Raw genomic sequence first — 19,716 nt, forward strand, 5'->3', positions numbered from 1 at the left:
TGCTTTTAATTGTTTCCAGAAGTTTCATTTTGATCTTTGTTCGCTATGTCTTTTGGTTTGAAGGCTGGACCAACTCGGTTCCACCAGCCACCGCCTAATGCCGCAAATAATGCTGCTGTATCTGAGAATCGCGTTGCTTGAGCAGCAACGGATTTGACTTTGGCTTGTTGATACTGATTTTGGTAATAGAGCACTGCCAAATAACTTGCGGTTCCCAATTTGTACTGTTTCTGCACAAGGTCTAAGGTTTCATAGGCATAACGCTCTGCATCAGAAGCCGCCTTAAGTGCTTGAGCGCCAGTCTCTAGAGCGCGCAGGGCATTAGCAACTTCCTGAAATGCATTCAAGACGGTAGCCTGATATTGAAAAGCGGCTTGCTCATAATTGGCCAGTGCGCCACGACGCTGCGCCAGCAATTGACCGCCTTGGAACAAGGGCTGCAAGATTCCGCCGCCAATAGACCATAAAGCAGAGTTAGGACCAAATAGCGCTGCGGAAGTAAGAGCGGCAGAACCAATAGATCCAGTGATATTAAATTGCGGCAACAAGTTTGCTGTTGCAACCCCAACAAATGCATTCTGCGCTTTTAATTGAGCTTCGGCAGCACGAACATCTGGACGTTGGCGCACAAGACTTGAAGGAACCGAGAGCGGCAACTTTTCAGGCAAATGTAATTTGCTTAAATCAAAATGAGCAATGTCAGCATTACCAGGCACCTCACCCACTAAGACCGCAAGTTGATTGCGTGTAAACGCCAAATTTCTTTCGTAATTCAATAAATCCACTTGTGAATTCGATACCAATGTTCTTTGGGAAGTGACATCGACTTTTGAAACAGTACCAATCACCAACTGCTTTTCTGTTACTTCGGCAAGATTAGTTTGCGCCTTCAAGATTTCTTCAGTAGCACTCATCTGCGCACGCAGAGCGGCTTCTCTTACTGCATTTGTGACCACATTAGCCGTTAAGGAAAGGTATGCGCCCTCTAACTGAAACTGTGCAACCTCTGCCTGCGCTCTAGCGCCTTCCACTGCGCGGCGAGCCCCTCCAAACACATCCAGCTTGTAACTTACATTCACAGAGGTGTTGTAAAGATTGTAGGTATCAGATCCATATGGCAAACCATAAATAGCTGAAGGTTGTAGCTGACGACTAGCGCCTGCACCAAGACCGATCGCAGGAAAGTATTGCCCACCAATTTGAGCATTTACGTTTTCTTGAGATGCACGCAATGCAGCATCAGCTGCACCTAAATTTGGATTTTGCTCTAATGCTTTTTTAATCAAGGCATCTAGTTCAGGAGATTTGTATAGCTCCCACCACTGCGCCTCTATATCTGCCCCCTCAACAAACTCTTGATCCGTTCCACCTGGCACACCAGGGGCGGTTGCTAGTTTTTTGACTACCGGACCCTCGGTATAAGAAGAGGTTTTAGGCGCCTCAGGTTGCTTAAAGTCAGGACCAACAGCACATGCTGAAAGCAAACTCACGCACAGGATCGGGAGCAGCTTGAAATACGAGAAAGAAGGATTCTTTAAAAAAAACATGGGTGCGGCAAATATTCTCTTTTGTAAGAGTTATTTGAACACAAAAATGCTACAGGGGTTATGTAACACCCTGATTTATCTACTGAAATTTGTACACAAGTTTATGTGAAAGTCAAATAAGCAAAAAATTATTCGACTGTTACGCTTTTCGCTAAATTACGTGGCTTATCAACATCTGTACCACGCACACATGCTGTGTGATATGCCAACAACTGCAGTGGAACAACATGCAGAATAGGCGAAAGATTTCCATAATGCTCTGGCAATCGAATCACATTAATGCCATCGCTATTTACGATTTCGGTGTCTTGATCGGCAAAGACATAAAGCCTGCCACCGCGTGCCTTCACTTCTTGCATATTGGACTTCAACTTTTCAAGAAGCACGTCATTAGGAGCCACTGTCACCACTGGCATTTTGTCTGTTACGAGTGCCAATGGTCCATGTTTAAGCTCACCCGCAGGGTAGGCTTCTGCATGGATATAAGAAATCTCTTTTAGTTTCAGTGCGCCCTCAAGGGCAATTGGATAGTGGAGGCCGCGACCCAAGAAGAGCGCGTTCTCGCATTTTGAAAACGCATCACTCCAAGCCATAATCTGTGGCTCGAGCGCTAATACCGCATGCAATGCTTTCGGCAAATGACGCAACTCGCGCAACAACTCTTTTTCTTTTTCAGAGCCCACTTTTCCAGCGCGCTTTGCTAACGATATGGCAAGCAGATATAAAGCTAACAACTGAGTAGTAAATGCCTTGGTTGAAGCAACACCAATTTCTGTACCGGCCTTGGTTAAAAAATGCCAAAGGGTTTCGCGAACCATTGCACTACTTGCAACGTTGCAAATTGCTAACGTGTAGCGATGTCCAAGCTCCTTAGCGTGACGCAATGCTGCCAAGGTATCAGCCGTTTCGCCAGATTGCGATACCACCACAACCAATGCTTTCGGATTTGGGACTGTTGTGCGATAACGATACTCACTAGCAATTTCTACTTGCGTTGGAATGCCTGCAATATCTTCCAACCAATACTTAGCGACGCATGCTGAGTAATAACTAGTTCCGCAGGCCAAAATCAAAATTTGATCGAATGCCTGCCACTCATCTGGCTTTGCTCCAAATAACTCCGGCCCAAATGAGGCAATGTTGGCAAGCGTATCGCCAATTGCTCTTGGTTGCTCAAAGATTTCTTTTTGCATGTAATGCTGATAAGGACCAAGGTCTACTGAATCTGCCTGTGCTGGCATGGGCTTACGCTCGCGCTCTACCAACTTACCGCCTTGATCCAATACTTCGACACTATCAGCCTTCAGAACGGCTACATCACCCTCTTCTAAATACATCATGGAGTGAGCGCGTCCTGCTAAAGCAAGCGCATCTGATGCCAAGAAATTTTCTTGATTACCAAGCGCAATCACCAAAGGAGAACCTACTCGCGCACCTACCAATGTATCTGGACTATCTTGCGCAATCACGCCAATTGCATAAGCTCCATGCAACTTTGGCAATACCGCCTTGACTGCATCTGCAATACTTTTTTGACCGCTGTCCACATATTGCTGATGAATTAAATGGGCAATTACTTCTGTATCGGTCTCTGAACTAAAAACATAACCAGCTGCTTTTAACTCTGTACGAAGAACTTCATAATTTTCAATAATGCCATTGTGAACAACCGCAATGAGTCCATTTGAAATATGAGGATGGGCATTTTGAGTATCTGGCTTGCCGTGCGTCGCCCAGCGAGTATGGGCAATTCCAAGAGTTCCCTTGAAATCTTTACCTTGCTCAGCCAGCTCTGAAACTCGAGCAGTAGTACGAGCTCTCTCGATAGGATGTTTTGCGTCATCACGATTGATAACCGCGAAACCACAAGAATCATAGCCACGATATTCAAGGCGGCGCAAACCCTCTACCAATACCTCAACGATATTTTGATGAGAAGCTGCGCCAACAATGCCGCACATTATTTTTTACCCTTAGCTTTAGTCACTTTTTTTAAAAGTTTTTTAGGGGTTGGTTTTTTTGCTGTTGCCTTTTTAGCAATTGGCTTTTTAGCAGGCGCCTTCTCCTTTTTAACGGGGCGTTGCCACTGTAAAGAGATTTGCTTTGCTCTTGAAACGGTCAATTGATTAGCAGGCGCATCTTTGGTAAGAGTTGTTCCTGCACCCAAAGTAGCACCACGTCCTACGCGCACTGGTGCAACTAATTGAGTATCAGAACCAATAAAGACATCATCCTCAATAATAGTCTGGTGCTTATTAACGCCATCGTAATTACAAGTAATAGTACCTGCGCCAATATTGACTCTTGTGCCAACGATAGAATCGCCAACATAAGCCAAATGATTAGCCTTGCTGTTTGCGGCAATCTTGCTGTTCTTTACTTCAACAAAATTACCAATATGTACATCATTGGATAAATCAGCGCCAGGCCTCAAGCGCGCATAAGGTCCAATGAGGGATTGATTACCAACTTTAGCGCCGTCAAGATGACTGTATGGATGAATCGTGACACCTTTGCCAATCGTGCTGTTGCGAATAATGCAATATGGTCCAATTTTTGCACCAGCGGCTAAGGTAACGCAACCCTCAAACACACAACCAACATCAATAAATACATCAGTTCCACACTCTAAAGTGCCACGCACATCAATACGCGCAGGATCAGCAAGCGAAACGCCTGAGTTCATTAACTGATTTGCGATATTGAGTTGATGGACGCGCTCTAAGCTTGCTAATTGATCCCGACTATTAACGCCAATAGTTTCATATTCATTATCAGCCTGCGCTGTACGAATAGGCACGCCATCTTTTACCGCCATCGCAATCACATCAGTTAAGTAATACTCACCCTGTGCATTGCTAGCACGTAATGCTTTCAGCCATTTCTTTAAAGAGTTTGTTGGCAACACCATGATGCCGGTATTAATTTCTTGAATAGCCTTTTGTGCCGATGAGGCATCTTTTTCTTCAACAATTTCTTTTACAGAACCATCAGCATCGCGCACGACACGACCATAACCCGTAGGATTGCTCAAATTCTGAGTGAGCAAAGCTAAAGCGCAATCTTTGCCACGTACACCATCGGCTAATTTAGCTAGCTTATCTAAGGTCTTTTGCGCTGTAAGAGGCACGTCTCCATATAAAACTAGGGTTGACTCTTGCGCATCCAATTTTGGTAATGCTTGCAATAAAGCATGGCCTGTGCCTTTTTGCTGCGCCTGGAGCGCAGTGCTTACTTTACTAAATCTAGGATCTTCTTTAGCAGTGCTAGATAAAAATTCTTTAACGTCGTCAGCGCCATGACCAATAACTACTACTGGACCTTTTTTGGAAGTTTTACCCTGAAGCGCTAGCGCAGTATCGAGAACATGATGCAAAAGGGGTTTGCCTGCCAGCGTTTGTAAAACCTTCGGTAACGCGGATTTCATCCGCTTTCCCTGCCCAGCAGCCAATATGACGATATTCATAAAGGGGGATTATAAGTCCCTTGCACAAGGGTTCCGCAAGCCAATTCATCCAATTCCGACTCATCAATTGCCTTGTCTCCCGAAGATCTTGCGGCAATACCTGTTAGCTCAGTTGAAATCTCAAGATTTTTGAAGTCGAAAGCCTCGGAATCCATCAAATGCGACGGGACAATATGGTGCATTGAGCGGAATAGATTTTCAACACGGCCAGGATGCTTCTTCTCCCAATCACGCAACATTTCTTTCATGACCTGACGCTGTAGGTTGGGCTGACTACCGCAAAGATCGCAAGGAATAATTGGGAAGTTCATGTCGCCTGCATAACGCTCCAGTAATTTCTCAGGCACATAAGCGAGCGGCCGAATCACAATATGCTTGCCATCATCAGATCGCAACTTGGGCGGCATACCTTTAAGCTTGCCCGCGTAGAACATATTGAGCATGAGTGTCTCAAGAATGTCATCACGATGATGGCCTAGAGCAATCTTTGTAGCACCCAATTCATCTGCGACTCGATATAAGATGCCGCGACGTAAACGTGAACATAGTCCACAGGTTGTTTTACCTTCTGGAACAACACGCTTGACAATGCTATAAGTATCTTGCTCTTCGATATGAAATTGAACGCCCAAACTCTTCAGATAGTTAGGCAATATTTCCGCTGGGAAATTGGGCTGCTTCTGATCTAAATTGACCGCCACAATTTCAAAATTAATCGGCGCTCGTTCGCGCAACTTCATCAAAATATCCAACATGGCATAACTATCTTTGCCACCAGACACGCACACCATCACTTTGTCGCCATCTTCGATCATGCCGAATTCACCAATGGCTTGACCAACCAAACGACAAAGTTTTTTCTCTAATTTGTTTTCTTCAAAAACAATTTTTCGTATATCGCCCATAAGCACTTAGTTCTTTTGCAATATATTTAATATTTACTACTGCTTGATCCGAAACACTTCTACGCCTACTGAATGGCAATCTGGATAAACATCCGGTTTAGAAGTACTTACGCGGGCCGCCAATACTTTGGGGTGTGCCAACATCGCAGTAACAATCTCGTCACAAAACGTTTCTTGAAGTTGTATATGTCCCTTAGCAGCAATCTCTTTAATGGTCTCGCGCATGAAATCGTAATCAACCACTTCATTTAATTGATCGTGTGTTGGCGTATTCATAGCAAGAGGAATGTATAGATCTACATTCAAAATCACGCGTTGTTCTGCTCTTTTTTCAAAGTCATGAACGCCGATATTGATATAAATTTCATAGTCACGCAAAAATAAACGGCGACAGTCAATTAAAGCGGGATGCGAAAGAATGGCATGCATAAATAATTAGTTTGTTTTAAACATCACATCACGTGATGAAGGCAATAAATGTTGGCCACCATCTACATAGAGTGTTGTTCCAGTGATGGCATTGGCGTTAGCTAAAAATACGGCTGCACTTGCAATATCGGTTGGAGTAGACGATTGACCCAAAGGCGTCATTTTATGAGCTTGAGTAAACCCAGATTGCGATTGATCGCCCGATGGCAATGAAATGCCTGGTGCCAATCCAACCACTCTGAGATGGGGAGCAAAATCCATTGCCAGAGTTTCAACCGAAGAAGCGAGGGCTGCTTTTGATAATGTGTAAGACAGGTAATCTGGATTGAGATTGATTAACTTTTGATCAAGTAACTGAACTACAGATGGAATGACATCGGGTGTTTGTTTCCTCTCCTTTTGGAATGCAAACATACATTGCGAGAGCAAAACAGGCGCCAGTAAATTGACCTCCATATGATCTAGTAAAGATTGGCCAGTTAAAGGCTTGCTGGAATTAGCGCGGTCATACTCAAAAATTGAAGCGCTATTAACCAAGCAGTGCAAATTAGGAAATTGTCGGACCACATCAGCAAATAGAGAATTGACAGATTCCTCAATCGCCAAGTCAGCCTGAAATGCAGCCGCCCTCACTCCTAGACGCTGAATGTCAGCTACGGTTTCTTCCGCCTCTTGCTGGGAACGGCCATAATGAACCGCTACTTCCCATCCTTGGCGCGCAAACTGCAAAGCAATTTCACGACCCAGGCGCTTAGCAGCGCCAGTCACTAAAACTGCTTTTTGTTGCTCTGAAGGGTGGACTGAACTCGGGTTCAATTAAATTCTCTTAGACTAGCGAGCTATGGATATTACCTTGACCAGCCTAGAAACGGAGCATAGTGAGCTTCTAAAGGCAAAAATAGCCTCTCAGATCGCCTCCCACGGTGGCTGGCTGCCCTTTTCTCGCTATATGGAGATGGCTCTCTATGAGCCCGGAATGGGCTATTACAGCGCAGGGGCTCACAAACTGGGTGCTGGCGGGGATTTCACAACGGCCCCTGAACTTAGCCCGCTATTTGGGGCGGCGATTTGCTCAACTCTCATTCCAGTGCTTGAGGGTCTTGATCGCAAAGGATTGCCGACTCAGATATTGGAATTTGGGGCAGGCACTGGCAAGCTGGCAACATCCATACTGACCCGCCTTCAAGACCTTGGATTCACTCTAGACTCCTACAACATTATTGAAATTTCTCCAGACTTGGCCCAACGACAAAAAGAGCGCATTCAAAAGACCGTTAATGAACTCAATACACAAACTCACTGTGAGTGGCTAAGCGAACTACCGAAAAATTTTTCGGGCGTTATCTTGGCAAACGAAGTGATTGATGCGATTCCCTGTGACATCATCATTTATCAGAATGGATTTTGGTATTCGCATGGGGTAGCCTTCGAAAACAATAAGCTCATTTGGAAAACTGGTTCTCCTGTTGAACAAAGTCTAATTCCCGAAACTTTATTGAGTGGCAATTTTCCTGAAGGCTATGTCACTGAACTGCATACGCCGGCTATCGCCTGGATGCACCAGGTTGCGAAGCATTTAGAGACTGGTTTATTCCTAACGTTTGACTACGGTTTTCCAGAGAGCGAGTATTACCACCCTCAAAGAAGTGAAGGAACGCTGATGGCGCACCATCGTCATCACGCGATTCAAGACCCGTTTTATCTGCCTGGGCTGTGTGATCTAACGACTCACGTTGAGTGGTCGCAAATTGCCCGCGCTGCATTAGCGGAAAAAGCTGATGATGTTTATTTAACGAATCAGGCGGCTTATCTTTTGGATGCAGGCATTGGTGATATCGCACTAGAAATTGGAGACCCCAGCAATCCAGAAACATTCCTCCCCATCTCCAACTCATTGCAAAAACTTTTATCTGAAGCTGAGATGGGTGAGTTATTTAAAGCCTTTGCCTTTTCTAAAAATCTAGAGCAACTTCTCCCAGAGCATACCTTGGAAGGCTTGCCAGGATTGCGCGGTAGAAATCGGCTTTAAACAAGCTGCAGAATTAGATTTGAAGTGCCGCTGTAATTGCGGCTAATCTTGCCGCCTCAAACGCACTGCCGATACGCTCACCACTAGAGCGATCTTCAGCGGCAACTCCAGCAATGATTTCTGCGGTATTGAGTGCCTGCGCGTTGCGCATCGCTTTAATTAATGACGTAACACCCAAACCAATTTTTTGAGCGAGATTCAGTAAGGCTTGTCCGCGATCGGGCTTGCGCCATACATCTGCGCGATTAAACCAAGCCAACACATCCACAGACTGAAAATGAAGTTGATTTTTATTGATCAATACCAATAGTTCACTAAAGATTTCGCTAAAGTCACGAACCTCAATTGGCATGCGAACACAATCAGCCCATGAACGAATCTCCACAGCGGGTACATTCATTAAAACTACTGCACAGCGCTCTTCTAATGAATTCCCCGCCTCACTCAAATGAGCCAAGATCGATTCACGAAATTCTTCTTGTGACAGCTGGCTTGCGAGCGTTGGCGCCAATAAAGTTTTTGCAGCCCCAGTATTGAGCAAAACCTGAAACATATGCATAGGCTTGCTAGCCACCAAACCTCTGGCCAATTCTTGCCAAATACGCTCGGCGGATAAGGCGCGCAACTCATCTGCCTGAACAATTGCCTTCAATGCCAACATTGTTTCATCGGCAACAATGAACTCCGGAAAGCGCGCAGCAAAACGGGCAATCCGTAATAGACGAAGAGGATCTTCGGCAAATGCATCTGAAACGTGTCGAAAAACTTTGGCGGCTAAATCTTGTTGGCCGTTATATGGATCCAAGATTGGGCCATGCAAGCCTCCATCTTCCCCAACCTCTTGAGCCATTGCATTAATCGTCAAATCACGACGCAATAAATCTTGCTCTAGAGTGACAGATGGGTCAGTATAAAAATGAAATCCTTTATACCCTTTACCAGTCTTGCGCTCAGTGCGAGCCAAAGCGTATTCAGCTTGAGTATCGGGATGCAGAAAGACTGGAAAATCTTTACCCACAGGACGAAAGCCTTTAGCAAGCATTTCCTCTGCGCTCGATCCCACCACAACGTAATCAATATCGTGTACCGGCAATCCCATCAAGGCATCGCGTATCGCTCCGCCAACAGCGTAAACCTTCATTCTGAGCTGCTTTCCAAATGACGGCGACTTAGTTTAAATACATGCGTTAATGCGTCGATACCATTCTCAGGAAGAATATTTGGCAATTGCATTGAAGCAATATTGTCCCGTGACATCAGCGTGGGTCCAGGCAAAAACTCAAAGGCTAATGCCTGCAAGTAGCCCACGAAAGCCGGCACAGGAATGATCCAGCAAAAAGTTTTTGCTTTTCGTTTAGCCAATTCCACAATCTCTTGCATGGTGTATGCCTTAGGGCCCACCAAGTCATAAGATTGGTGAATTGTCTTCGGCATATCTAGCGCCTTTACAAAAACGCTTGCTACGTCATCAACGCTAACTGGCTGAAATGTTGCTCCATAGTTTGCCAGCGGCATTAATGGGAATAGCTTTGTGAGCTTGGCGAACAAATTAATAAATTGATCTTGAGCGCCAAAAATGACTGATGGCCTAAAAATAGTCCAATCCAGATTGCTAGCTTTCACTGCTAACTCACCATCACCCTTGCTGCGTTGATACATTGATGAGCCCTTGGAATCAGCACCAAGAGCACTCATATGAAGATATCGCCTCAGGCCATGTAACTGCATTGCAGTAATAATATTTTTAGGCAAATCCACATGAGCGGATTTAAACACCTTGCCATAAGGCTGAGCCGGCTTATCGTGCAAAACACCTACCAAATTAATCACTGCGCCACTGGGCTTGATGCGCGAACATAAGTCTTGCAAAGTATCAAACTCATGAATATCTGCATCTTCAATATGTACTTTGGGCAACAGGCGTAATTCACGGCCAGTTGATGAATGCCCAGAGGGAATCAAGACAGAGTAGCCGGCTAATTGCAATTGCGCAGCCAAGACTCGCCCTACAAAGCCATTTCCTCCAATCAACAAAATGTCATATTGCATAGAATTCCTCTTAACAACTCAAGGTAACTCAGATTGTGTGGCGGCTTTAGGCGTGATTACACCTAAACGTTGTTTTAAAGACTGTGTCTGGCCGTTCAATATTGAGGAATAGTAATTTGCGTTTGACAACACATTCTTTACATAGGTACGTGTTTCATTAAACGGAATAGTTTCAGCAAAAATCGCACCCTCAGTTGGACCAGTCAACTTTTCTCGCCATGCTTTAGAACGAGATGGACCAGCGTTATAGGCTGCGGAAGCCAATACCCAAGAGCCATCCAAATCAATCAAGACCATATTGAGATAGTTACTGCCCAATGTGAGATTGGTATTTGTATCGCTTAATTTATCGCTGGTGTAATTAGTCATACCAATCTTTTTGGCGACATACTTGGCGGTATTAGGCATGACCTGCATCAGTCCAGAAGCTCCTACTGAAGAAGATGCATTCATGATAAAACGCGATTCTTGGCGAATGAGTCCATACGCCCACGCTAGATTTAAATCAATCTGCCTTGCAATTGGAGACAACTCATCGCGATACGGCGTGGGATAGCGCAAATGAAAATCATGCTCCTGTTTTGTACGATCCGCGGTATTTACAACACGATCATACAAATTGATGCGTTTGGCATATTCAGCGGCAGCCAGTAGCTGCTTGTCTGTCATATTGCGCAACTCCCAATTCCACTCGCGATTGCCTTCAAAACGCAAATTCATGGCATACAAACGTTCGCCACGAATAAATCCTTTGCGATTTGCCATAGCATTTATTTCTTGCTCACTAACTTTGGTACGACTAGGCGCATGATTGGGCTTACCCAATTCCTCGCGAGCTAATTGGCCATAAAAGTTATATTGATCTGCAATCAGCTCAAAACTTTCTTTCGCTTTTGCATCTTGACCCTCTGCCTTTAGTGCGCGTCCATACCAATAAGTCCATGCGGGATCTTTGCTTCTCACGGCAGGATTCATGCCATCAATCGCATTCTTGACCAAGACCCAATCTTTTGCGCGCAAGCCTGCTCGCACTTTCCATTCTTGCGACTCTACGGATAGCAATTCGTTGTAACCGAGATCCTGCTGTAAACGATAGGCATCATCGGCATTCGGATCTAATTTCTTTGCCAGAAATTGGCCGATCACACCCCAAGCAAGCGCTTGATTTTCTTTGCTGTAGCGCGATGCTGTTTGAGAAAAATCACGGTATGCTTTTGCAGGATCTGTCTTAGCTACCTTCACAATCTCGCCAATAGGATCATCGCCACCGAGACGTCGCGCCATCGTGTCGTAACCCTTTTCGCTTGCGGCACGACCAATCGCTTTTGCCTCGCTTGATGACATACCGCCCGCAGCAGCCAATGCAGGAACCAACTCTTGACATGCTTGTCCGAAATAACTGGGGTCTAATAACACTGAGCGTGAATCTGCGGCCAACTTAGCAGGGCTCTCCCCTTGTGACAATTTAGACAACAAGGAATAACACTTCACTTGAGTGTCGTCATCTAGGACAAACTTGGCATACTCCACATCAAAACGCGCCCAATCTTTACGTTTACCAAGCACTAACAACCAATCGTTACGCATGCGATCTGCCAACGCGGTTCCCTGATATTGACTCAAGAATGCAAGCACTTGCGAGTCAGCAGCATAGTCATTGCGAGGATCACCAGAACTATCAAACAGCTGCGGCTTAATCCGAAAATAGGCCACATAATCATCAAATGGGTAATTGACTAAAGCTGAAGATAGTTGCTGCGTGCGAAACACATCATTTTTTTTAGCCGCCTCACGCAAGTCGATAAACATTCGATCCGTGTCAGTGATTTCTGCGGGTGCTGCTTTGCTTTCATAGGACTTCGGCAGCTTTGGTTTTTTTGTTTTCTCTGCGAATGCGCTTGGCACGGCAAAAACTACCCCCAAAGCCAATATTCCAGCCCAGCGTACAAAATACCCTCTCAGAATCTGATGCATCTTTTTCACTATCTAACCTTATTTGCTATATTTTCTAATTTTCGCCCGATAATGGTCGATATGCACGGTAATTCACCAAAAACTCTGCGCCAAGAATTATTAAAACAACGCAACGAATTTGCTGCGGGCAGCTCTTATCCTCACGCAAAAGAGAGTCTTATTTTGGCTATCGGTGAATTTCTTAGTAACGAGGGCAAGCTTCTACGCTCAATTGCCCTATATTGGCCGATTCAAGATGAGCTCGATATCAGAGCCCCCTTACTTATCTGGGCTAGCAGCGACGAGGGGCGGCGCTTAGCTTTGCCCCATGCTCGTCCAGATAAACACCTAGATTTTTATGAATGGCGTGATGGCGACAGCTTGATTCCTAGCAAGCATGGTGTTCCTGAACCAAGCCCAAGCAATGAGGACAGACCCATTCTTAATCCAGATTGCATCTTCATCCCTTGCGTAGGCTGGTCAAGCTCAATCGCCAATGGCAAAACACACTATTGGCGCTTGGGCTATGGTGGTGGCTACTTTGATCGTACTTTGTCGGCATTGCGCAAAAAAAATCCCAAGTTGATTTGCATTGGGATTGGATTTGATTGGCAAAAACTGGATGATGCTCAGTGGTCCGCACAAACTCACGATGAGCCTTTAGATATGTTGCTCACCGAATTTGGTTTGCTGCGCTAACTTAATTCGTTAACTCTAAGTTCTCTGCGATTGCCAATACGGCATCGGCCTGGTTTAAAGAATAGAAATGTAAACCTGGGACACCAGCGGTTAGCAACTGATCACATAAATCCGTTACAACCTCTTCGCCGAATGCGCGAATCGACGCTATGTCATCGCCATACGATTGAAGTCGTAGGCGAATCCAGCGAGGAATCTCCGCACCACACGCATCCGAGAATCGCAATAGTTGACTGCTGTTGGTAATCGGCATGATGCCGGCAATGATGGGCTGAGTAACGCCCAAATCATATGCTTCATCAACAAAACGAAAATAGGCATCACTGTTATAAAAATACTGAGTAACAGCAGAGTTTGCGCCTGCCTTCATTTTTTGAACAAAGAAATCGATGTCACTTGCAGGAGACTTTGCTTGCGGATGTGTCTCTGGATATGCAGCTACATCAATATGAAACCAATCACCAGTCTCTGCACGGATGAACTCTACCAATTCATTGGCGTGATGAAATTCACCATACTGACCCATGCCTGATGGCAAATCACCGCGCAAGGCTACGATTCGCTTCACTCCTAAAGCTTGATACTGTTTGAGCATTTCACGCACACTCTCACGCGAGCTACCAACGCAAGATAAATGGGGGGCAACAGCAGCCCCCGCAGCATGAATATCGCTGACTACTTTTAATGTGCCTGACTGAGTAGACCCGCCAGCCCCAAAAGTCACGGAATAAAACGAGGGTTTCAGTTTTTCGCTGAAACGCTCACGCACGAGGTGCAGCTTATTCTCACCTTCAGGTGTTTTTGGAGGAAAGAATTCAACGCTTAATTCCATGATTGGGGCCTAGATATCTAAGAGCGGATTAATAACGATAGTGGTCAGCCTTGTATGGGCCTTCCTTGGTGACACCAATATACGCTGCTTGCTGATCTGTTAATTCAGTCAGTTGCGCATTCAGCTTCTTCAACTGTAAGCGCGCAACCTTCTCATCCAAATGCTTTGGCAAGGTGTAAACGCCAACTGGATACTTGTTTGTGCCAACCGCATTCCACAACTCAATCTGAGCAATCACTTGGTTTGCGAATGAAGAGCTCATCACATAAGAAGGGTGGCCAGTACCGCACCCCAAATTCACTAAACGACCTTTAGCCAGAATGATTAAACGCTTCTCAGGCATACCATTTGCCGCAGGGAAAATGACGTGGTCTACCTGTGGCTTGATTTCTTCCCACTTGTATTTCTCAATACCAGCAACATCGATCTCATTATCAAAGTGGCCGATGTTACAAACGATCGCCTGATCCTTCATCTTCACCATATGGTCATGCGTAATCACATGGTAGTTACCTGTTGCTGATACAAAAATATCTGCCTTGTCTGCAGCGTAATCCATTGTTACAACACGATAGCCTTCCATGGCCGCTTGAAGTGCACAAATTGGATCAACTTCTGTTACCCATACCTGGGCAGACAACGCACGTAAAGCCTGTGCAGAACCTTTGCCCACGTCGCCATAACCACAAACTACGGCAACTTTGCCTGCAACCATAACGTCGGTAGCGCGCTTGATCGCATCAACCAAAGACTCGCGGCAACCATAAAGGTTGTCGAACTTGCTCTTGGTTACAGAGTCATTCACATTAATCGCCGGGAATTTCAGATCGCCTTTGGCGAACATTTGATACAAGCGATGTACGCCAGTAGTAGTTTCTTCAGTAACGCCTTTTACTTTCTCTAAACGAGTGGAGTACCAGGTTGGATCTTGAGCTAACTTCTTCTTAATTGCAGCAAATAGAATGGTCTCTTCTTCGCTAGTAGGATGATTTAAGCAAGCCTGGTCTTTTTCAGCGCGCGCGCCAAGATGCAATAACAAAGTCGCATCGCCACCATCATCCAAAATCATATTGGTATAGCCACCGTCAGCCCATTCAAAAATACGATGAGTGAAATCCCAGTACTGCTCAAGTGTTTCACCTTTGATAGCGAATACTGGCGTGCCGTTTGCAGCAATCGCTGCAGCAGCGTGATCTTGTGTTGAGAAAATATTGCATGAAGCCCATTGCACTTCTGCACCAAGAGCCTCAAGAGTCTCAATCAATACTGCAGTTTGAATGGTCATATGCAAAGAGCCTGTAATACGTGCGCCACGTAACGGCTGCTGAGCAGCAAACTCATCACGAATGGCGATCAGGCCAGGCATCTCAGTTTCAGCAATCGCGATTTCTTTGCGACCAAAGTCAGCCAAAGAAATATCCGCAATTGCGCAACGAGTTGCAACAAAGTCTTTTAAATTGAAATCAGAAACGGTATTCATGTAATGCTCCAGCTAAATACGATCCAATGCTGGAGTACAAACTCGCTAGCCGTTGAATCATGGGTTAGCGAGCGCAGTTGCAATTAGCAAATCCCACTTGGGGAATTTGCCCCTTCAAGCCTGGGGAAGTGCCAGTTTGGCAATCCTTGCAACGCTCCTTGAAGGTATGACGAAATTGTAAACAATTTCGTCATATTTCGCCTCAATACATCTTAAAAACGCTTTTTAAGTCCTTAATTCACTAAATAGGGCTTATAAACCTGCGGCTGCGCGCAATGCAGCTGCCTTGTCTGTCTGCTCCCAAGTAAATTCTGGCTCTTCGCGGCCAAAGTGACCGTAAGCTGCAGTCTTGCGATAAATTGGACGCAAGAGATTGAGCATCTTCACAATGCCTTTTGGACGCAAGTCAAAATGCTCCGATACAAGTTGCGCAATCTTTTCATCAGAAATCTTGCCGGTACCAAATGTGCTCACCATTACCGAAGTAGGTTTTGCAACGCCGATCGCGTAAGAGATTTGGATCAAGCATTTGCTTGCCAAACCTGCAGCGACGACGTTCTTCGCAACATAACGCCCAGCGTAGGCAGCTGAACGGTCAACCTTTGAAGGATCTTTGCCTGAGAATGCGCCACCGCCGTGAGGAGCTGCACCACCGTAGGTATCAACAATGATTTTGCGGCCAGTTAAACCGCAATCGCCTTGTGGGCCGCCGATAACGAAACGGCCTGTTGGGTTCACCAAGAAATTAATTGCACCTTTGATCAAATGCTTAGGCAATACTGGCTTAATAATTTCTTCTACTACTGCCTCACGCAATTTTTCCAAAGAAATATCTTCGTCATGTTGAGTAGACAGCACCACAGTATCAATAGAATCAGGCTTGCCATCGACATAACGCAAGGTGACCTGTGACTTTGCATCAGGACGCAACCATGTCAAACGACCATCACGGCGCAACTGTGATTGACGCTCCACCAAGCGATGCGATAAATGGATTGGCAATGGCATGAGTTCTGCGGTTTCATCACAAGCGTAGCCAAACATTAAACCTTGGTCACCAGCGCCTTGGTCCAAGCCATCATCGTGTGCTTTATCAACGCCCTGAGCAATATCCGGGCTTTGCTTGTCATAAGCAACCAATACTGCACAACCTTTGTAATCAATGCCGTAGGCAGTATTGTCGTAGCCAATTTCACGCAAGGTATTGCGAGCAACTTGAATGTAGTCTACGTTTGCATTAGTTGTGATTTCACCAGCCAATACAACTAAGCCAGTGTTGCACAATGTTTCTGCTGCAACACGTGCAGTTGGATCTTGCGCCAAGATAGCGTCAAGAATCGAATCAGAAATTTGGTCTGCTACTTTATCGGGATGACCTTCAGAAACAGATTCTGAGGTAAAGAAGTAATCGTTTGCCATTGCATATTCCTTTAAAAAATTAACACGATCTATGGGACAACTCGACGTGCCTGGAACTTCAACGGCGACGCTTTAGCAGAATTTTTAAATCGCCCTGCAAGTTGTCTTAACTCAGCGATGGTGCCATTCTATCTGAAAACCCCAATATTCATCAAGGCGCCCTGAAATTTGGTCTTCATGGCAGCATTGAATATCATTGAGGGGTGCGAAAATTCCTTTTAAAGATTGGTCTCAATATCATTGCTGCACTACCCCTTGCAGTTGTGCAGGTAGTGGGGGCATTTCTGGGGCTTCTTGCCTATCTTGGGTCAAAGCAATACAGATCGCTATTTAGACCCCAATATGAAGCCGTCGTCAAAGCACGTAATTTACCTTTTAAGCTTTGGGAAGCAGTGTGCGCCTCAGGAATGCTCTTTTCAGATAGCTTATGGATTTGGCGCAACCCACAAAAAGCGCTCAGCTTAGTAGAAATCCAAAACTGGGATTTGGTTGAGCGCGCAATACAAGAGGGTCATGGCCTAGTAATGTTGACACCACACCTTGGTGGCTTTGAAATTATTCCTAGAATATTGGCAAAATATTTTCCAGCCACAATTTTGTATCGCCCATCACGACAAGAATGGCTTAATGAATTGGTTGAGGAAGGGCGCGCATATCCCAATATGCACTTCGTACCGACCAACCTCAATGGCGTTCGACAAATGACTAGAGCACTTACTCGTGGTGAAGCCATCGGCATTCTTCCTGATCAAGTGCCAAGCGGTGGTGAGGGTGTATGGGTACCATTCTTCGGACGACCGGCTTACACAACACCTTTACCTGCACGTCTAGCAAATCGCAATAACACTCCTGTAGTGATGTTTACAGCAAAACGCAAATCCATTGGAAGGGGTTGGCTAATGCAAGCGACACGCCTTGCGCCCTTTAGTGAAGACGCTAACATCGCTGCTGCCGAACTCAACATAGCGATTGAAAACGCCGTCTTAATTGCCCCCGAACAATTCATTTGGTCATACAACCGTTACAAACATCCAATGGGCGCAGAATTACCGCCAAGCAGCTAAAGAGCATTATCATTTTTAGCATGAATTGGCTTTCAAACATTTTTAATTTTTTAGCGCTCAGCCTATTGCGCTTATTTGCCTTTCTTCCCTACAGCATCACCATCTACACCGGCTATGGTCTTGGTTGGCTCGCAGCGCATATTCCTAATAGTCGTTCTATGGTTGTCAAAACAAATTTGCGATTGTGTTTCCCCAATCTCAATGAAAAGGAAATTGATGCACTTGCCCTTGAACACTGGAAATTATTTGGTCGCAGTGTTTTAGAAAGAAGCAGAATTTGGCTGGGAAGCGGAAAACAAATTACCGACATTGTGACGATTAAATCCGCCATCACACTTGGAGACCGCAAACCCCGCCTTCTCATCAACCCCCACTTTGTTGGCCTTGAAGGTGGCTTTATGGCGCTATCTGTACTAGCGAGTCAACGCGATTGGCTCAAAGGCGCTGGGTTGTATCAAAAAATGAAGAATCCATTCTTTAATCAAAAGATGATTGAATGGAGGAATCGATTTGGCGGTAAGTCGATTGAAAGACAAAGCCGCTTGCGCGACTTGATCCGAGAAATCCAAACTGGCAATTTTATTTTCATTGCGCCTGATATCGACTTAGGGCCCCGTGATTCTGTATTTGCGCCCTTCTTTGGAATTCAGGCAAACACCATCACCTCCGTATCGCGCTTAGCAAGATTAAGTGGGGCAGAGGTTTGTTTGATGACCACAACACTGAACAAAGATCGCAAAGGCTATACCTGCCACATTAGTGAGCCATTACCAAATTTTCCTAGTGATGATGTTGAAAAAGACACTGCTCGCCTCAATCAATATATCGAGGAACTTGTTCGAGAAAGACCATCAGAGTACTATTGGGTTCATAAACGCTTTAAGCATCGCCCTCCTGGCGAACCAAGCCTTTACGATTAACGGATTATTTTGAGTACCACGCCAAGCAACTCTAGACGCAGATTACGCTTCACCAAAATGCATGGTGCCGGCAATGATTTCATTGTGCTTAATGGTATCGATCAAGACTTAAGCAGTATTACGCGTGAGCAGTGGCAAGCTTTAGCGCACCGCCAATTTGGTATCGGCTCAGATCAAATTCTTATCGTTGAAAAACCCACTCGTGACGATGCTGATTTCCGTTATCGCATCTTTAATGCGGATGGCGGAGAAGTAGAGCAATGTGGCAACGGCTCACGTTGTTTTGTGCGCTTTGTACTTGATCAAGGTTTATCAAATAAAAATCCTCTGCGTGTTGAAGTAGCGCATACAGTTCTTACGCTGAAATCTCATCCCGATGGGCAGGTGGAAGTGAATATGGGTGCGCCAATTTTTGAGCATAGCCAAATTCCATTTAATGCGAACGGCTTGGCTAGCATGCAAGAGTTTCATGAAACTCTTTTTGCCATTCCTTTGAACCACCCTGCAACGCATGATAGCTTTGTAGGCGTCTTATCAATGGGCAACCCCCATGCTGTGCAAGTAGTAGCTGATATTGCCAGTGCTCCAGTTTTAGAGGAAGGCCCTGAAATTGAAAAACATGCCGCCTTTCCTAAAAGAGTGAATGCCGGCTACATGCAAATCATGAATCGCAATGAAATTGCATTGCGCGTTTATGAACGCGGCGCTGGAGAAACTTTGGCTTGCGGAACTGGCGCCTGCGCAGCGGTAGTTTCAGGCATTCGTAGAGGGCTACTGGACTCACCAGTAAAAGTACATACTCGCGGCGGAGACCTGCAAATTGCGTGGGGCGGTATTGCCAACAATGTAGCAGAACCCGTGATCATGACAGGCCCAGCCGTTACTGTTTTTGAAGGCGAAACAGAAATCTAAGAATCTGTTTTC

General features: G+C 45.4%; 17 protein-coding genes and 1 riboswitch. Of the genes, 5 read left to right on the forward strand and 12 right to left on the reverse strand.

Annotation, left to right across the window (positions count from 1 at the left end; all coding sequences use genetic code 11):
• Nucleotides 1-5: 5 nt before the first annotated feature.
• The 6 genes from DCO17_RS09960 to DCO17_RS09985 all read right to left on the reverse strand — a co-directional run bounded on the left by DCO17_RS09960 (nucleotide 6) and on the right by DCO17_RS09985 (nucleotide 7,163).
• Entirely contained in the window at nucleotides 6-1,490 is a 1,485-nt protein-coding gene (locus tag DCO17_RS09960) for an efflux transporter outer membrane subunit (RefSeq protein WP_254598767.1), read from the reverse strand.
• 185 nt (nucleotides 1,491-1,675) lie between these two features.
• Nucleotides 1,676-3,508, reverse strand: a complete 1,833-nt coding sequence (gene glmS, locus DCO17_RS09965; protein ID WP_173956561.1) for a glutamine--fructose-6-phosphate transaminase (isomerizing) — start codon at nucleotides 3,506-3,508, stop codon at nucleotides 1,676-1,678.
• Nucleotides 3,508-5,013 carry a bifunctional UDP-N-acetylglucosamine diphosphorylase/glucosamine-1-phosphate N-acetyltransferase GlmU gene (gene glmU, locus DCO17_RS09970; RefSeq protein WP_173956562.1) on the reverse strand — a complete coding sequence of 502 codons (1,506 nt, stop codon included), beginning with the start codon at nucleotides 5,011-5,013 and terminating at the stop codon, nucleotides 3,508-3,510. Before glmU ends, glmS begins: the two co-directional genes overlap by 1 nt.
• On the reverse strand, nucleotides 5,010-5,918 hold the full coding sequence (gene ttcA, locus DCO17_RS09975; protein WP_173956563.1) for a tRNA 2-thiocytidine(32) synthetase TtcA: 909 nt from the start codon (nucleotides 5,916-5,918) through the stop codon (nucleotides 5,010-5,012). Before ttcA ends, glmU begins: the two co-directional genes overlap by 4 nt.
• Before the next feature lie 36 nt (nucleotides 5,919-5,954).
• Nucleotides 5,955-6,347: a dihydroneopterin aldolase gene (locus DCO17_RS09980; RefSeq protein ID WP_173956564.1), complete on the reverse strand. Its 393-nt coding sequence runs from the start codon at nucleotides 6,345-6,347 to the stop codon at nucleotides 5,955-5,957.
• A 6-nt stretch (nucleotides 6,348-6,353) separates the two neighbouring features.
• Complete coding sequence (locus tag DCO17_RS09985; RefSeq protein ID WP_173956565.1) at nucleotides 6,354-7,163, reverse strand: SDR family oxidoreductase; 810 nt, start codon at nucleotides 7,161-7,163, stop codon at nucleotides 6,354-6,356.
• A gap of 25 nt (nucleotides 7,164-7,188) precedes the next feature.
• On the opposite strand from DCO17_RS09985, the gene DCO17_RS09990 reads away from it, so the two are divergent.
• Nucleotides 7,189-8,376 (forward strand): class I SAM-dependent methyltransferase, encoded by a 1,188-nt coding sequence (locus DCO17_RS09990; RefSeq protein ID WP_173956566.1) that lies wholly within the window; start codon nucleotides 7,189-7,191, stop codon nucleotides 8,374-8,376.
• Nucleotides 8,377-8,389: 13 nt separating this feature from the next.
• Here the strand turns inward: DCO17_RS09990 and DCO17_RS09995 are convergent, their stop codons facing one another.
• The 3 genes from DCO17_RS09995 to DCO17_RS10005 are packed head-to-tail and all read right to left on the reverse strand — an operon-like array spanning nucleotide 8,390 to nucleotide 12,399.
• On the reverse strand, nucleotides 8,390-9,517 hold the full coding sequence (locus DCO17_RS09995; protein WP_173956567.1) for a tRNA nucleotidyltransferase/poly(A) polymerase-related protein: 1,128 nt from the start codon (nucleotides 9,515-9,517) through the stop codon (nucleotides 8,390-8,392).
• Nucleotides 9,514-10,425, reverse strand: coding sequence for a complex I NDUFA9 subunit family protein (locus DCO17_RS10000; RefSeq protein ID WP_173956568.1), 912 nt, complete (start codon nucleotides 10,423-10,425; stop codon nucleotides 9,514-9,516). Before DCO17_RS10000 ends, DCO17_RS09995 begins: the two co-directional genes overlap by 4 nt.
• Nucleotides 10,426-10,443: 18 nt before the next feature.
• On the reverse strand, nucleotides 10,444-12,399 hold the full coding sequence (locus DCO17_RS10005) for a lytic transglycosylase domain-containing protein (protein WP_173956569.1): 1,956 nt from the start codon (nucleotides 12,397-12,399) through the stop codon (nucleotides 10,444-10,446).
• A gap of 60 nt (nucleotides 12,400-12,459) precedes the next feature.
• Between DCO17_RS10005 and DCO17_RS10010 the strand changes: the two genes are divergently transcribed.
• Nucleotides 12,460-13,077, forward strand: coding sequence for a 5-formyltetrahydrofolate cyclo-ligase (locus tag DCO17_RS10010; protein ID WP_254598768.1), 618 nt, complete (start codon nucleotides 12,460-12,462; stop codon nucleotides 13,075-13,077).
• Nucleotide 13,078: 1 nt separating this feature from the next.
• On the opposite strand, the gene metF is transcribed toward DCO17_RS10010, so the two are convergent.
• The 3 genes from metF to metK form a co-directional block, all read right to left on the reverse strand.
• The gene (gene metF, locus DCO17_RS10015; protein WP_173956571.1) at nucleotides 13,079-13,909 is read right to left on the reverse strand and encodes a methylenetetrahydrofolate reductase [NAD(P)H]; all 831 of its coding nucleotides are present in this window, start codon (nucleotides 13,907-13,909) and stop codon (nucleotides 13,079-13,081) included.
• A 28-nt stretch (nucleotides 13,910-13,937) separates the two neighbouring features.
• Nucleotides 13,938-15,389 (reverse strand): adenosylhomocysteinase, encoded by a 1,452-nt coding sequence (ahcY, locus tag DCO17_RS10020; RefSeq protein WP_173956572.1) that lies wholly within the window; start codon nucleotides 15,387-15,389, stop codon nucleotides 13,938-13,940.
• A 62-nt stretch (nucleotides 15,390-15,451) separates the two neighbouring features.
• A riboswitch (S-adenosyl-L-homocysteine riboswitch) is annotated at nucleotides 15,452-15,555 on the reverse strand.
• 86 nt (nucleotides 15,556-15,641) lie between these two features.
• Nucleotides 15,642-16,808, reverse strand: coding sequence for a methionine adenosyltransferase (gene metK, locus DCO17_RS10025; RefSeq protein WP_173956573.1), 1,167 nt, complete (start codon nucleotides 16,806-16,808; stop codon nucleotides 15,642-15,644).
• 203 nt (nucleotides 16,809-17,011) lie between these two features.
• Between metK and DCO17_RS10030 the strand changes: the two genes are divergently transcribed.
• The 3 genes from DCO17_RS10030 to dapF are packed head-to-tail and all read left to right on the forward strand — an operon-like array spanning nucleotide 17,012 to nucleotide 19,704.
• Nucleotides 17,012-17,872 carry a lysophospholipid acyltransferase family protein gene (locus tag DCO17_RS10030; protein ID WP_173956574.1) on the forward strand — a complete coding sequence of 287 codons (861 nt, stop codon included), beginning with the start codon at nucleotides 17,012-17,014 and terminating at the stop codon, nucleotides 17,870-17,872.
• 20 nt (nucleotides 17,873-17,892) lie between these two features.
• A complete protein-coding gene (locus DCO17_RS10035) occupies nucleotides 17,893-18,792 on the forward strand; it encodes an LpxL/LpxP family acyltransferase (RefSeq protein ID WP_173956575.1) in 900 nt (299 codons plus the stop codon).
• Between the two features lie 57 nt (nucleotides 18,793-18,849).
• Nucleotides 18,850-19,704: a diaminopimelate epimerase gene (gene dapF, locus DCO17_RS10040; protein ID WP_173956790.1), complete on the forward strand. Its 855-nt coding sequence runs from the start codon at nucleotides 18,850-18,852 to the stop codon at nucleotides 19,702-19,704.
• Nucleotides 19,705-19,716: the final 12 nt, after the last annotated feature.

The organism is Polynucleobacter tropicus, from assembly GCF_013307225.1.
Classification (GTDB): domain Bacteria; phylum Pseudomonadota; class Gammaproteobacteria; order Burkholderiales; family Burkholderiaceae; genus Polynucleobacter; species Polynucleobacter tropicus.